Source organism: Pseudomonas sp. GW101-3H06 (assembly GCF_059424605.1).
In genome coordinates, this window is record NZ_JBWKZO010000001.1 from 1687095 (window position 1) to 1699817 (window position 12723).

Sequence of the window (12723 nt, forward strand, 5' to 3'; positions counted from 1 at the left end):
TTGCCGAGTCCCTGATGCTGCACAAAAGCCTGATCCGCCGCCTCGACCTGATCACCCTGCAACTGTTCGTCGCCGTCCATGAGGAGGGCACCCTGACTCGCGCCGCCGCGCGTGAAGCGATTGCGGTGTCGGCGGCGAGCAAGCGTTTGATGGAGTTGGAGGAGGCGTTGGGGATCAGCCTGTTTGTGCGTCAGGCCAAAGGCATGACGTTGACGCCGGCCGGTGAAACGCTACTGCACCATGCCCGGCAGATGTTGTTCAACGTGGAGAAAATGGGCCTGGAACTGGGCGAGCACAGTCACGGCGTGCGCGGCTATGTGCGGATGCTCGCAAACCTTTCGGCGATCATCCAGTTCCTGCCCGAAGACCTGCGCGACTTTTCCGAACAACATCCCCAGGTCAAGACCGATCTCGAAGAACGCCCCAGCGCCGGGGTGGTTCAAGGGGTGCTCGATGGTGTGGCCGACCTCGGGATCTGCTCCATCGACAGCGACATCAAGGGCTTGCACAGCGTGCTGTACCGTCAGGACAAACTGATGGTGCTGATGTTGCCGGATCACCCGTTGGCCAGTCGTTCGAGCGTATCCTTTGCCGAGACCCTGGACAGCGATTATGTCGGCCTGCATGCGGCCAGTTCGATCAACATGCGCACCCACGCCGCGGCGCGTCAGGCGGGCCGAGTCTTGCGGGTGCGCATCCATGTCCCGGGCTTCGACGCCATGTGTCGCATGATCCAGGCCAACATGGGCATCGGGGTTCTGCCGCAACGGGCCTATGAATTGTTTGGTCGGGCGTTGGGGTTGCATGCAGTGCCGTTGACCGATGACTGGTCGGATCGCGCGTTGATCCTGGTGGTGCGCGATGAGGCGCTGCTGTCGCCGGTGAGCCGGATGTTGTTTGAGCATTTGCGTGGACAGGCCTGAGTTATTTATCAATCAGGCCGGCCCCTTCGCGAGCAGGCTCGCTCCCACAGTTGATCTGTGGCGTTCACCAATCCCCTGTGGGAGCGAGCCTGCTCGCGAAGGCATACCTGAGGCCGCGGCGATTTCCCGGCAGAGCGTTCGCATTTCGCGAACGCCCCTTGCCAACTGAAGGTTGGATTCCTTGGGCATCGGTCCTCTAGCCTTGGCACATATTCCAAGAACAAGAGGTACCCCGCGATGACTGCCCCCCTGAGTGCAATCAAAGTGATCGAGATCGGCACGCTGATCGCTGCGCCGTTTGCCGCACGCATGCTGGCCGAGTTCGGCGCCGAAGTGATCAAGATCGAAGCCATGGGGCAGGGCGATCCCCTGCGTAAATGGCGCAAGCTGCATGAAGGCACTTCGCTGTGGTGGTACCTGCAGTCGCGCAACAAGAAATCCCTGGCGCTGAATCTGAAATCCGCCGAAGGCATTGAACTGGTCAAGCAACTGGCGACCAGCGCCGACGTGTTGATCGAAAACCTGCGCCCCGGCGCCCTGGAAAAACTTGGCTTGGGCTGGGACGTGCTGCATGCCCTTAACCCCAACCTGACCCTGGTGCGGATTTCCGGTTATGGCCAGACCGGTCCGTACCGTGATCGTCCGGGGTTCGGTGCCATCGGCGAAGCCATGGGCGGCATCCGCTACACCACTGGTACACCGGGTTCGCCGCCAGCGCGGGTTGGCGTCAGCCTCGGCGACTCGCTGGCTTCGCTGCACGCAGTGATCGGCGCATTGATGTCGTTGCTGCGGGTCAAGACCGGGCAGGGTGGCGGGCAAATCGTCGATGTGTCCCTGGCTGAAAGCGTGTTCAACGTCATGGAAAGCCTGGTGCCGGAGTACGACATGCTCGGCCATGTACGTGAGCGCAGCGGCGGTGCCTTGCCGGGCATCGCGCCTTCCAACACTTACCTGACGGCCGATGGCGCTTACGTGGTCATCGCCGGCAACAGCGACCCGATCTACCGTCGCCTGATGCACACCATCGGCCGCGCGGATCTGGCCGAAGCACCCGAATTCGCCCATAACGATGGGCGCGCGGCAAAAAGCAATCTGCTCGATGCCGCCATCACCCACTGGACCAGCAGCCTGCCGATCGACGACGTGCTGGCGGCGCTGGAAGCCGCCGAAGTTCCGGCCGGGCGCATCTATTCGGTGGCCGACATTGTTGCCGACCCGCACTACCAGGCGCGGGACATGCTGCTCAATGCCGAGTTGCCCGGTGGCGCTACGGTGAAGATGCCGGGCATCGTACCGAAACTCTCGCAAACCCCCGGTGGCGTGAACTGGTCGGGACCCGGACTGGGCCAGCACACCGACGACATCCTCGCGCAGCTTGGTCTGACGCCGGCGGACATCGAACGCCTGAAAGTCGAAGGAGTGGTGCAATGATCACTGACTATTCCGATAGCCTGATCGTGCAGGAGGTCTCCCCACGTGATGGCCTGCAGATCGAGCCGACCTGGGTCGAAACCGTCGACAAGATCGCCCTGATCGATCAATTGTCCCTGGCCGGATTCAGCCGTATCGAAGGCGGTTCGTTCGTGTCGCCCAAGGCCATTCCCGCTTTGCGTGACGGCGAGCTGGTGTTCAAGGGCATTACCCGCCAGCCGGGGGTGATCTACGTCGCGTTGATCCCCAACCTCAAAGGCGCGCAACGGGCGCTGGCCTGCAGCGCCGATGAGCTGAATCTGGTGATGTCGGCCAGTCAGACCCACAACCTGGCGAACATGCGCATGCGTTGTGAAGACTCATTGGCCGCGTTTGGCGAGATCGTCCAGTTTGTGGGCGACTCGCCGGTGCGACTCAACGCCAGCATCGCCACCACCTTCGGTTGCCCGTTCGAGGGCAAGATCGATGAAGACCGGGTGTTGCAGATTGTGGAGGCCTATCAGGAACTCGGCATTCAAGGCATCACCCTGGCCGACACCACCGGCATGGCCAACCCGCGTCAGGTCGACCGCCTGGTGCGGCGGGTGTTGCAGCGCGTGTCGCCAGCGGACCTGACCCTGCATTTCCACAACACCCGTGGCCTGGGCCTGTGCAATGTGCTGGCCGCTTACGAGGCTGGGGCCCGACGTTTTGACGCGGCACTCGGCGGCCTCGGCGGTTGTCCGTTTGCACCGGGCGCCTCGGGCAATATCTGCACTGAAGACCTGGTGAACCTGTGCGATGAAGTCGGCATTCACACCGGCATCGATCTGCCGCTGTTGCTGACATTGTCGCGAGGATTGCCCGCGCTGCTCGGTCACGAAGTGCCCGGCCAACTGGCCAAGGCCGGCCGCAATTGCGACCTGCACCCCGTGCCCTCCTGACCCACCCGATACCCCCTGTGGGAGCGAGCCTGCTCGCGAAAGCGGAGTATCAGTCGACATCATCGTTGAATGTCAGACCGTATTCGCGAGCAGGCTCGCTCCCACAGTAAAAGCTCCCACACAGAGCACACCAGACAACAAAAACAATCGGACACCCCAAGGGAAGTCCTCCTGGAGAAACGCAATGAGCCTCAATGCATTGGACGCCGGCGCGAGCCCGGCTGTTAGCCACGACGAAGAAAAAGCCCTGGTCAGCAAGGTCGCCTGGCGATTGATGCCGCTGATCATGGTCTGTTACCTGTTCGCATTTTTCGACCGCATCAACATCAGCTTCGCCAAGTTCCAGTTGCAGGCTGACCTGAGCCTGAGCGACACCGCTTACGGTCTCGGCGCCGGGCTGTTCGTGGTCGGTTACGTGATTTTCGAAGTGCCCAGCAACATGATGCTGTACAAGGTCGGCGCCCGTCGATGGATTGCCCGGATCATGATGTCCTGGGGCCTCGCCACCGCGCTGATGGTCTTCGTCAACAGCGAATGGCAGTTCTACGTACTGCGATTCTTGATTGGTGCCATGGAGGCGGGTTTCGCGCCGGGCGTCCTGTATTACCTGACGCTGTGGTTCCCGCAGCACTATCGCGGGCGCATCACCTCGATGCTGTTCCTGTCGTCGGCCTTCGCCGGGCTGGTAGGCGCACCGTTCTCCGGGCTGGTGTTGCAACACCTCGACGGCTTCATGGACATGCGCGGCTGGCACTGGTTGTTCCTGCTCGGCGGTGTGCCATGCATCGGCCTCGGTTTGCTGGTGCTGACCCTGCTCAAGGACCGTATCGAAGACGCCCACTGGCTGACGGCCTCGGAGAAGACGTTGCTGGCCAGTCGCATCGCTCACCATGAGCCGCACAAAAGTGGCGGGTCGCTGCTCGCGGCGCTGCGGATTCCGGGCTTCCTGACCCTCGGTTTAATCTACTTTCTGATTCAGGTCGCGTCCTACGGCTTGAATTTCTGGGCACCGCAACTGATCCGCAGCGCCGGTACCGAGAGCCCGGTGATGATCGGTCTGTTGACGTCGATCCCCTACATCTGCGGCGCCATCAGCATGGTGGTGATCGGGCGCCTGTCCGATGCTTCCGGCGAGCGACGCAAGTTTGTCGCCGGACTGGTGGCGGTCGGTGCGATCGGCTTCTTCAGCGCGGGGATCTTCGCCAATCACACGACGTTCCTGATCGTCGCCCTGGGCTTGCTCGGTGCCGGTATTATTGCCTCGATCCCAAGCTTCTGGACTCTGCCGCCAAAACTGCTGGCCGGCGCTGGCGCAGGGGCTGCGGGCGGGATTGCGGTGATCAACACCCTGGGCCAGTTCGGTGGCATCGTCAGCCCGGTCATGGTCGGGCGGATCAAGGACCTGACCGGCAGCACCACACCGGCGCTGTACGTTATCGGGGTCTGCGCGTTGATTGCGGTCGCGTTGTTACTGTGGGGGCTGCCGCAGAAGCTGCGTACGCTGGACAAGTTTTAATCGTTCGCAAGTCGCGCCAGCCCGTGCGGGGACCACGCATTCCCGTAGGGGCTGGCGCAGCCTGCGATCCATTACGGTGCCGACAGATCGCTTTCGCGAGCAGGCTCGCTCCCACAGTGGATTGCATTACCCCGGTGGGAGCGAGCCTGCTCGCGAAGACTGACGGACAGTCGCCATCGTACTTTCGACCATTCCCTTGACCCGCCGTCACTGCACGCGGGCGCCTTCCTCTCACTCCCGGGCCTCCGGCAGTGTCTTTCCCTGAATCCTCGATGTTCAAAGCCCAAGTCGGTGATGAAGTTCTTCGACGATCAGTCATTCGGCCTGCAATGACCTGATATAGACTGGCGACCATTTACCAAACAGTTCAAAAGGGCTTCCCATGACCCCATCGCTGCTAATGGCCGTTCTTGCCTCGGGTTTCATTTATGGCATCACCCCGGGGCCGGGTGTGCTGGCGGTGTTTGGGATAGGTGCGGCGCATGGCCGGCGGGCGGGGGCCGGGTTTCTCTGCGGGCATTTGCTGGGCGATGTGATCTGGTGCAGCACCGCGCTGGTGGCGATAGTCGGTGCGCGGGAAATCGGCAGCACCGCGTTCGATGTGCTGGGTGTGCTCAGTGGCCTCTATCTGTTCTGGCTCGGCTGGCGAGCGGTGCGGGCGCGTCGCAATGCTGGCGAAGTACCGCAAGGGCCGGCGCGGCAACCGTTCTGGCATGGCATCCTGTTTGGCCTGACCAATCCGAAGGCTTACCCGGTGGCGGTGGCGACATTCACTGCCTTGCTTTCAAGCCGCGCCGAGTTGCTGACCTGGTCGATGTTGCCGTGGCTGATCTTCCTCAGCTTCGTCGGTGGCCTTTTCGCCTACGCTATCCTCATCGGCATTGTCGGGGCGCGCCGGGTGCGCACCATGTATCAACGCCATGAGCTGGCGATTACCCGCCTGTGTGGAGTGATGTTCATCGGTTTCGCCATCAACGCCCTGGCGCATGCATTGCCGGGGCTGGTGACGAACAAGGCTTGACGCTGATTGCAGGGTTGCATCAGTGGCACACGTACTGGTCAGGGATGGTTTCTTCTTGCTGTATCGTTCGGACACGCTCTCGGCACCATGACCACCAGAAATTCCGCTCCGTTGGCGAGCTACATCGACCTGTTGCTGGACGCCGTTTGTGCGGTCGACAAACAAGGTCGCTTCGTATTTGTCAGTGCGGCTTGCGAGCGCATTTTTGGTTACACCCCGGAGGAGTTGATCGGGCGGCAGATGATTGATCTGGTACACCCGGCCGACCGCCAGCGCACCCTCGATGCCGCACGAGAAATCATGGGCGGCGATCCCAAGCTGAACTTCGAGAACCGTTACCTGCGCAAGGATGGCCGGGTGGTGAACATCCTGTGGTCGGCGCGCTGGTCGGAAGTCGATCAACTGCGCATCGCCGTGGCCCGCGACATCACCGAGCGCAAGCAGGCCGAGTCCCGACAGGCGGCGCTCTACGCGATTTCCGAAGCGGCGCATGCGGCAGAGGACTTGTTGGCGCTGTTCAAGCGCATCCATCTGATCATCGGTGAATGGCTGCCGGCACTGAATTTTTCCGTGGCGTTGTATGACGAACACTGTGCGCAGCTGAGTTTTCCCTACCACGTCGACGACCACGAGCCGCAGCCCGAGCAGCCCGGTACGATCACCGGGCGCCTGTGTGCCGAGGTTATCCGCACCGGCCTGCCCATTTTGCTGACCCCGGATCAGGAGGCGCCTCCCGTCGGGTTCGAAGCGCTGGTGTCCGGGCAACATTCACCTTGTTGGCTGGGTGTGCCGCTGAACTCGCAAAACGGCACCATTGGCGCACTGATCGTCAAAAGCATTCCCGGGGGCGAGCGCTATACCGAGCAGGATAAAGAGCTGTTGCAGTATGTTTGTGCCCAGGTCGCGACAGCGATCGAGCGCAAGCAGTTGCACGCGAGATTGCAACGCATGGCCCAGTACGACCAGTTGACCCAACTGCCCAACCGCGAACTGCTGCGTGACCGACTCAAGGCCTCATTGGCGGCCGCGCGTGAATATCGTGGGCGCATGGCGCTGCTGTATGTCGACCTCGACCGTTTCAAGCAAGTCAACGACACCCATGGCCATGCGGTGGGCGACATGTTGTTGCAGACCGTCGCCAATCGACTCAAGGGCTGCGTGCGCGAAACCGACACCGTGGCGCGCATTGGCGGTGACGAATTCGTCGTGTTGTTGCACAGCATCCACGCCTCGGGCGATGCCGACTGCGTGGCCGGGAAAATCCGTCAGGTGCTGGATCAGCCGCTGCGCCTGGATGGCCACAGCCTGCACATCCATCCGAGTATCGGCGTGGCGCATTACCCTGAAAATGGCACGGAAGAAGCGCAGTTGTTCCGGCACGCCGATGAAGCGATGTACAGCGCCAAGCGCGAGCATCACCTGCGGCTCGTCTGAGTATCGATTGCCGTTCGTCGCGGCATGAACGGATTTTTCTAAACCTTTTGGCACGCGTAAATTCAGATTCTATGCGGGCGCAAGCTCGCCGCGAACATCACCAAGAGGTAGAGAATCATGCCTAACTCAAGAAACTCGAACTCGGGAAACTTCGCCAACGATCGAACCAAGGCGACTGAAGCCGGTCGCAAAGGTGGGAAAACCACTACCACGACGGTCGATAAAGAACCTGCGAAACCCGACATGGGCCGTAAAGGCGGACAAGGCGGGCAAAAATCCCGCTAGTGGATGAAGGTGGTTTTGATTGAGAAGCGGGGGCGAAAGCTCCCGTTTGAATTTTTAGAGGAGGGCGCGACCATGAACCGGATGGCCACCCGAGTACGCAATTGCGGTTTTGCCGCGTTACTGGGCCTGTGCACCGGCAGTGCCTTTGCCCAGACCCCTGCCGAATTCATCAACGAGGCCTCGGCCAAGGGCATGGCCGACATCGAAGCCAGTCGCCTGGCGCACCAGAAATCCGAATCCAAAGAGGTCAAGGACTACACCATTGTCGTGATCAACGACCGCACCACCGCCAATCAGCACCTGGCGAAAATCGCCAAGCAGCTGGACCTGCCAGTGGCGCCGCGTGAAGAGGTGGTGGATAAGGCCAAGGCCTTGATGCCCGAAGTCATGGACGGCGCGAATTTTGATGAGGCCTACGCCGCCAACCAGGTCAAAACCACTCAGGAAGCCATCGAGCAGCTTGAGCAAACGGCGCAAACCACAGACGTGCCGCAGATCAAGGCATTCGCTGAGGAAACCTTGCCCAAACTGCAAAATCACTTGCAGATGGCCCGAGCTCTACAGGCCAGTCTCTAGTCATGGCCGGGCGCGGGTGACTTCGGGCAACCCGCGCAATGTCGATCAACACTCATTCAGATCCTGTTTGCCTTTCTCCTCAACAACCGTGCCGTCAATGGAAATGGTCTGTCCCTCGCCCAGGCTGCGATAGTGCTTTCTCAACGCCTCCAGCTCCTTGAGGTCCAACGCCTCGAGCCCGAGCATCGCGTTCTGCGCGTCTTTGGTCACCCGCAGCAACTCATCGACCTTCAAATGCAAAATGTCCGTGTCGCGGTTCTGCGTATTCTGGATCAGGAACACCATCAGAAAGGTGATGATGGTGGTCGAGGTGTTGATGATCAGTTGCCAGGTGTCGTTGAACTTGAAAATCGGCCCGCTCAACCCCCACAGGAAAATCAGCAGGATCGCCCCCAGGAACGTCTTGGAGCTACCGGTCCACAGGGCAAGTTTCTGTGCGATTTTTGCGAATTTCATGGCCGTTTTCCTTATGGGGATGTACCTGTTTTTTCTGACAGTGAGGGCGAGATGAAAATTCTACTTACATTTACACATCCACTGGGAAAGGCGCGGGTCGGCCATGGGTTAAGATGCTTCGGCACTCACGACAGGAGAACGCAATGAGTTGGTCCGCCAAACAATACGTCGCTTTTGAAGATGAACGCACCCGTCCCGCCCGCGACCTGTTGGCGGCGATACCCGCCGCAGAGGTGCGCTGGGCTATCGATATTGGTTGTGGTCCCGGTAACTCGACCGAGTTGCTGGTGGAGCGCTTTGCCGGTGCGAGGGTGCGCGGGGTGGACAGTTCGGCCGACATGATCGAAGCCGCACGCAAGCGCTTGCCGCAGGTGCAGTTCGATATCGCGGACATCAATACCTGGAATGACAGCGGCCCCTTCGACGTGATTTTCGCCAACGCTGTTTTGCAGTGGGTGCCCGACCACGCCACGTTGCTGCCTTCGCTGGTGAACAAGCTTGCACCGGGTGGAAGTCTGGCGATTCAGATGCCGGACAACCTCAATGAGCCTTCGCACCGGTTGATGCGTGAAGTGGCGGCTGACGGACCCTGGGCGGCCAAGCTTGCCGGCGCCACCGGGCAACGCACGGAAATGGCCGATGCCAGTGGCTATTACTCAATCCTGAAAGCCTGTTGTACCCGCGTCGATGTGTGGCGCACCACCTACCACCATCCACTCGCAGGCGGTGCGTCGGGTGTGGTGGAGTGGTTCAAGGGCAGTGGTCTGCGGCCGTTTCTTGATCCGCTGGATGAGGTGGAACGGGCGCAGTACTTGAAGCAGTATCTGGCTGCCATCGAACAGGCTTACCCAGCGCTGGCCGATGGTTCGGTGCTGCTGCCGTTTCCGCGGTTGTTTCTGGTGGCGACTCGCTAATGCGAAAAAGGGGCCGGATGACGATCGTGTCATCCGCCCCTTTTCTTTGAGCGCCTGACACTCAAGTATTCAAAGATAAACGAAGCAAAGCCGAACAACCCGATCATTGAAATGATCATGATCCCCAACTCTGAACTGTCCATGCTGACCTCTTGGCGAACGGTGAGCCGGCAGAGTAAGGCATCTGTCGTCGGGCTCAACGGTGCGCTACGGAGTCTTTACGGGCGGGTGGAGATCTATACGCAAACTATACGAGTACCTGCAAGAAACACTCAGTGCTGAGCGCTGACCAGCCTCATCGATCCTTCTGGTTCTTCGATAAGCGCTGCTTGGGCTGCGAGCTTTCCACCAGTGCCCATATACAACCCGCGTACTTTGGATTGGCTGCATGCAGCGAAACGTCATGGGCTGACGGGATGGGGGCACCGTCCTCTACGAGTATCTCCAAGTGCCCCTCAATGGCTTCGCGAGCCATAACCATCACATCATCCAGATCTTCATCGGCTGAAAAACAACCCGGCAGATCGGGGACTTCTACGCTCCACGCGTGTTCGTCATCGCCCTTTGAAATCGCGATCGGGTAAAGCATGTTTATCGTCCTCCATGGAAGCAGTTGCTGGGTCTATGAACATAAAGAGCGCCTTGAAAGGCGCCCGATGGATCATCAGGATGGTTCTGCATCCATGCGGCGAGCAATTACGTCCAGCACATCGCAACCATCACGCAAAGGCACGCAACAGAGCAATGCAAAGTCGCTGAGGATTACCGAGTCAGTGGTGATGTCCCCCCGCATCGCGAGGTTTCAAGGATCTGCGTCACGGCGCGAATTCTTTAACTGGCCGTACTGAGAAGGGAGTGCAGGAGTTGTTTGGTATTGACGAACAGGGAGGGTAGATCGTCGGCGTTGCTGGTTAAAGCCATGTATTGTTCGTGAGTAAAGCTCCACTTAGTCGAGGTTTACCAGCCAATCGTCAGACTCACAAGCCCAACCCAATCAAACCCCAGACACAAAAAAACCGGCCTTCAAGGCCGGTTTTTTTCTTTACCTGCATCCCCCGTCAAAAAACAACGTGAGACTGAAATTCGATTGGAGCGGGTGAAGGGAATCGAACCCTCGTTATCAGCTTGGGAAGCTGGAGTAATGCCATTATACGACACCCGCTCGGAGCGGCTGACTTTGTACCAGATGTGCGCATGGAAATGAAGTTTTTCTTTGCGCTGCATGCCTTTGGCACAAGGGAACAAGCCCAAAAACTGCAGGGCGGTCGTTCGCGGGCAAGCCTCGCTCCAGGAATGCGTTTAACGCTATGGAGCGGGGCTTGCTCGCGAAGACACTGTTTCAGATGGCCAATGCATGGTGGTCCTGGACGTAGTGGAAACGCGGTCGGCTTTCATGCTGCGCTGGTTTCAGGAACCCCAACAGGGCATTGCGGCTATCCCGGCACGCGGCTTTGTGTTCCATGTCGAGAAAGTGCCCGGTGGCCTGCAGGGTGCTGAAGGTGCTGTGTTGCACGTGGCCAGCGAACAGTCGGGCGTCTTCGGCGGCGGTGTACTCGTCCCACTCGCCGTTCATGAACAGCACTGGCACGTTGATCTTCTTCGCCGCGTTCAGGTAGCACTGCCGGTCACTGTGCAGCACGTCGTTGATGTGGAAGTGCATCTGCCCGTACTCATGCTCAGCCAGGGAGCTGACATGCTTGTAGTTGAAACGCTTGAACAACGACGGCAAGTGTTTGCCGATGGTGCTGTTCACCAGGTTGCCGACCCGGTCGCCGTCCCGGCTGCCCAGGTAATCGACACCGCGCTCGAGGTAATCGAGCATGTGCGCGTTGACCACCGGGGAGAACGAGCTGATCACGGCTTTTTCGATGCGTCGTGGCCGTTGGGACAGCGCGACCATGGTCGCGGCACCGCCAAAGGAAAACGACAGCACGTGTTCGGCGGCGAAGTGGTCGATCAGTTCGAGGAGGATCTGCCCTTCGATTTCCTTGGTCAGCATTTTCTCATGCAGGTTGTGGGCTTTTGACTTGCCCGCGTAGGGCTGGTCGTAGCAGACCACATTGAAATGCGGATAAAGGTTTTTCACGGTTTGTGCAAACGACGCAGTCGTGGCCATCGAGCCGTTGACCAAGATGATGGTCTTCTCTGCGGCGTCTGCGCGATAGAACTCCGTGTAAACCCGATACTGACCCTGTATATCCAGCACAGCGATTTCTGGCCTCATGTCATAAGACTCCTGGCAAGCGGGTATGCGCGCAAAAGAGATTGCACGAGCTTTGTGACAGGTAGGCATATGCCTTGGAATTTGCTAGCCCATGTCGATCCAATGCAGTCCGGTCGACGGGTATTGTTATTGGCGGGCAGTCTGCCGGGTGAGGCCGGAACCCATGGGTTCCTACCGGCAAAAAGTTTCTTGGATGTATCTTGTGACTCATCGGTCACATTTCGGCCGACGTCCTGATTCAAGCAGGGGTCACATCATTGCGCAAGTGCCGTTGGTAAATTGTTCTACACATTTCTGCTGAGCGGTCGTCGGCTTAGATCGATCGGATCTCTTCGTCGCTCAGTGGGCGGTATTCGCCCGGTTTCAACGTGCTGTCGAGTACCAGCGGCCCCATGCGTTCGCGGTGCAGGCGCATCACTTTGTTGTCGAAATGGCCGAACATCCGCTTCACCTGATGGTAACGACCTTCGACGATGCTCAGGCGTGCCGATTTCGGCCCCAGCAGCTCTAGCCCGGCCGGTTGGGTGGTGAGGTCTTCGAAGGCGAAGTACAGGCCTTGCGTGAACTGGATGGCGTATTCCGGGCCGATGTCCTGCTCGGTTTCGACGTAATAGACCTTCGGCAGTTTGGTCTGCGGCTGGGTCAGGCGGCGAGACCAGCTGCCGTCGTTGGTGATCAGCATCAGGCCGGTGGTGTTGTAGTCCAGGCGACCGGCGATGTGCAGTTCGTCCTTGTCCGGTTCATGGATCAGGTCGAGTACGGTCGGGTGCTGCGGGTCACGGGTGGCGCTGACGCAACCGGCCGGTTTGTGCAGCATGAAGTGACGTAGCGGCTTGCCGGCTTGCAGGACCTCATCATCGACTTCGACGCGGCTGAACTCGCGGACTTCGGCATGGGGGTCGCTGACGACTGTTCCGTCGATGCTGACGCGCTTTTCCACCAGCAACAGGCGCACCTGCTTACGGTTGAAGCGGGGCAGGTTGCTGAGGAAGCGGTCGACGCGCATGGCTCAAGGATCGG

12 protein-coding genes, 1 tRNA gene and 2 pseudogenes are annotated in these 12723 nt (G+C 59.7%); 9 read left to right on the top strand and 6 right to left on the bottom strand.

Annotated features, from left to right (window positions below; genetic code table 11):
* Window positions 1-14 precede the first annotated feature (14 nt).
* From AC07ZE_RS07655 to AC07ZE_RS07690, 8 genes are all read left to right on the top strand, one after another.
* Complete coding sequence (locus AC07ZE_RS07655) at window positions 15-923, top strand: LysR family transcriptional regulator (protein WP_207262940.1); 909 nt, start codon at window positions 15-17, stop codon at window positions 921-923.
* Between the two features lie 237 nt (window positions 924-1160).
* Entirely contained in the window at window positions 1161-2354 is a 1194-nt protein-coding gene (locus AC07ZE_RS07660; RefSeq protein WP_207262942.1) for a CaiB/BaiF CoA transferase family protein, read from the top strand.
* The gene (locus AC07ZE_RS07665) at window positions 2351-3277 is read left to right on the top strand and encodes a hydroxymethylglutaryl-CoA lyase (RefSeq protein ID WP_207262944.1); all 927 of its coding nucleotides are present in this window, start codon (window positions 2351-2353) and stop codon (window positions 3275-3277) included. Before AC07ZE_RS07660 ends, AC07ZE_RS07665 begins: the two co-directional genes overlap by 4 nt.
* Window positions 3278-3461: 184 nt before the next feature.
* On the top strand, window positions 3462-4793 hold the full coding sequence (locus AC07ZE_RS07670; RefSeq protein WP_207262946.1) for an MFS transporter: 1332 nt from the start codon (window positions 3462-3464) through the stop codon (window positions 4791-4793).
* Window positions 4794-5175: 382 nt separating this feature from the next.
* A complete protein-coding gene (locus AC07ZE_RS07675) occupies window positions 5176-5814 on the top strand; it encodes a LysE family translocator (RefSeq protein WP_207262948.1) in 639 nt (212 codons plus the stop codon).
* An 87-nt stretch (window positions 5815-5901) separates the two neighbouring features.
* Window positions 5902-7248 carry a sensor domain-containing protein gene (locus tag AC07ZE_RS07680; RefSeq protein ID WP_207262956.1) on the top strand — a complete coding sequence of 449 codons (1347 nt, stop codon included), beginning with the start codon at window positions 5902-5904 and terminating at the stop codon, window positions 7246-7248.
* A 117-nt stretch (window positions 7249-7365) separates the two neighbouring features.
* Window positions 7366-7533 carry a KGG domain-containing protein gene (locus AC07ZE_RS07685; RefSeq protein ID WP_207262959.1) on the top strand — a complete coding sequence of 56 codons (168 nt, stop codon included), beginning with the start codon at window positions 7366-7368 and terminating at the stop codon, window positions 7531-7533.
* 72 nt (window positions 7534-7605) lie between these two features.
* On the top strand, window positions 7606-8109 hold the full coding sequence (locus AC07ZE_RS07690; RefSeq protein WP_207262961.1) for a DUF4142 domain-containing protein: 504 nt from the start codon (window positions 7606-7608) through the stop codon (window positions 8107-8109).
* Window positions 8110-8154: 45 nt separating this feature from the next.
* Here AC07ZE_RS07690 and AC07ZE_RS07695 read toward each other — a convergent pair whose 3' ends face one another.
* Window positions 8155-8565 carry a low affinity iron permease family protein gene (locus AC07ZE_RS07695; RefSeq protein ID WP_207262963.1) on the bottom strand — a complete coding sequence of 137 codons (411 nt, stop codon included), beginning with the start codon at window positions 8563-8565 and terminating at the stop codon, window positions 8155-8157.
* A 143-nt stretch (window positions 8566-8708) separates the two neighbouring features.
* Here AC07ZE_RS07695 and tam point away from each other — a divergent pair, with 143 nt between their 5' ends.
* Window positions 8709-9479 carry a trans-aconitate 2-methyltransferase gene (gene tam, locus AC07ZE_RS07700; protein WP_207262965.1) on the top strand — a complete coding sequence of 257 codons (771 nt, stop codon included), beginning with the start codon at window positions 8709-8711 and terminating at the stop codon, window positions 9477-9479.
* Window positions 9480-9783: 304 nt separating this feature from the next.
* Here the strand turns inward: tam and AC07ZE_RS07705 are convergent.
* From AC07ZE_RS07705 to AC07ZE_RS07725, 5 genes and pseudogenes are all read right to left on the bottom strand, one after another.
* Window positions 9784-10068 (bottom strand): annotated as a pseudogene (locus AC07ZE_RS07705) (type II toxin-antitoxin system HicB family antitoxin); the annotation flags it as partial.
* Window positions 10069-10143: 75 nt separating this feature from the next.
* Window positions 10144-10400 (bottom strand): annotated as a pseudogene (locus AC07ZE_RS07710) (short-chain dehydrogenase).
* A gap of 167 nt (window positions 10401-10567) precedes the next feature.
* Window positions 10568-10641, bottom strand: a tRNA-Gly gene (locus AC07ZE_RS07715).
* A gap of 177 nt (window positions 10642-10818) precedes the next feature.
* Window positions 10819-11703, bottom strand: coding sequence for an alpha/beta fold hydrolase (locus tag AC07ZE_RS07720; RefSeq protein WP_207262970.1), 885 nt, complete (start codon window positions 11701-11703; stop codon window positions 10819-10821).
* A 313-nt stretch (window positions 11704-12016) separates the two neighbouring features.
* A complete protein-coding gene (locus AC07ZE_RS07725; protein WP_207262973.1) occupies window positions 12017-12709 on the bottom strand; it encodes a pseudouridine synthase in 693 nt (230 codons plus the stop codon).
* Window positions 12710-12723: the final 14 nt, after the last annotated feature.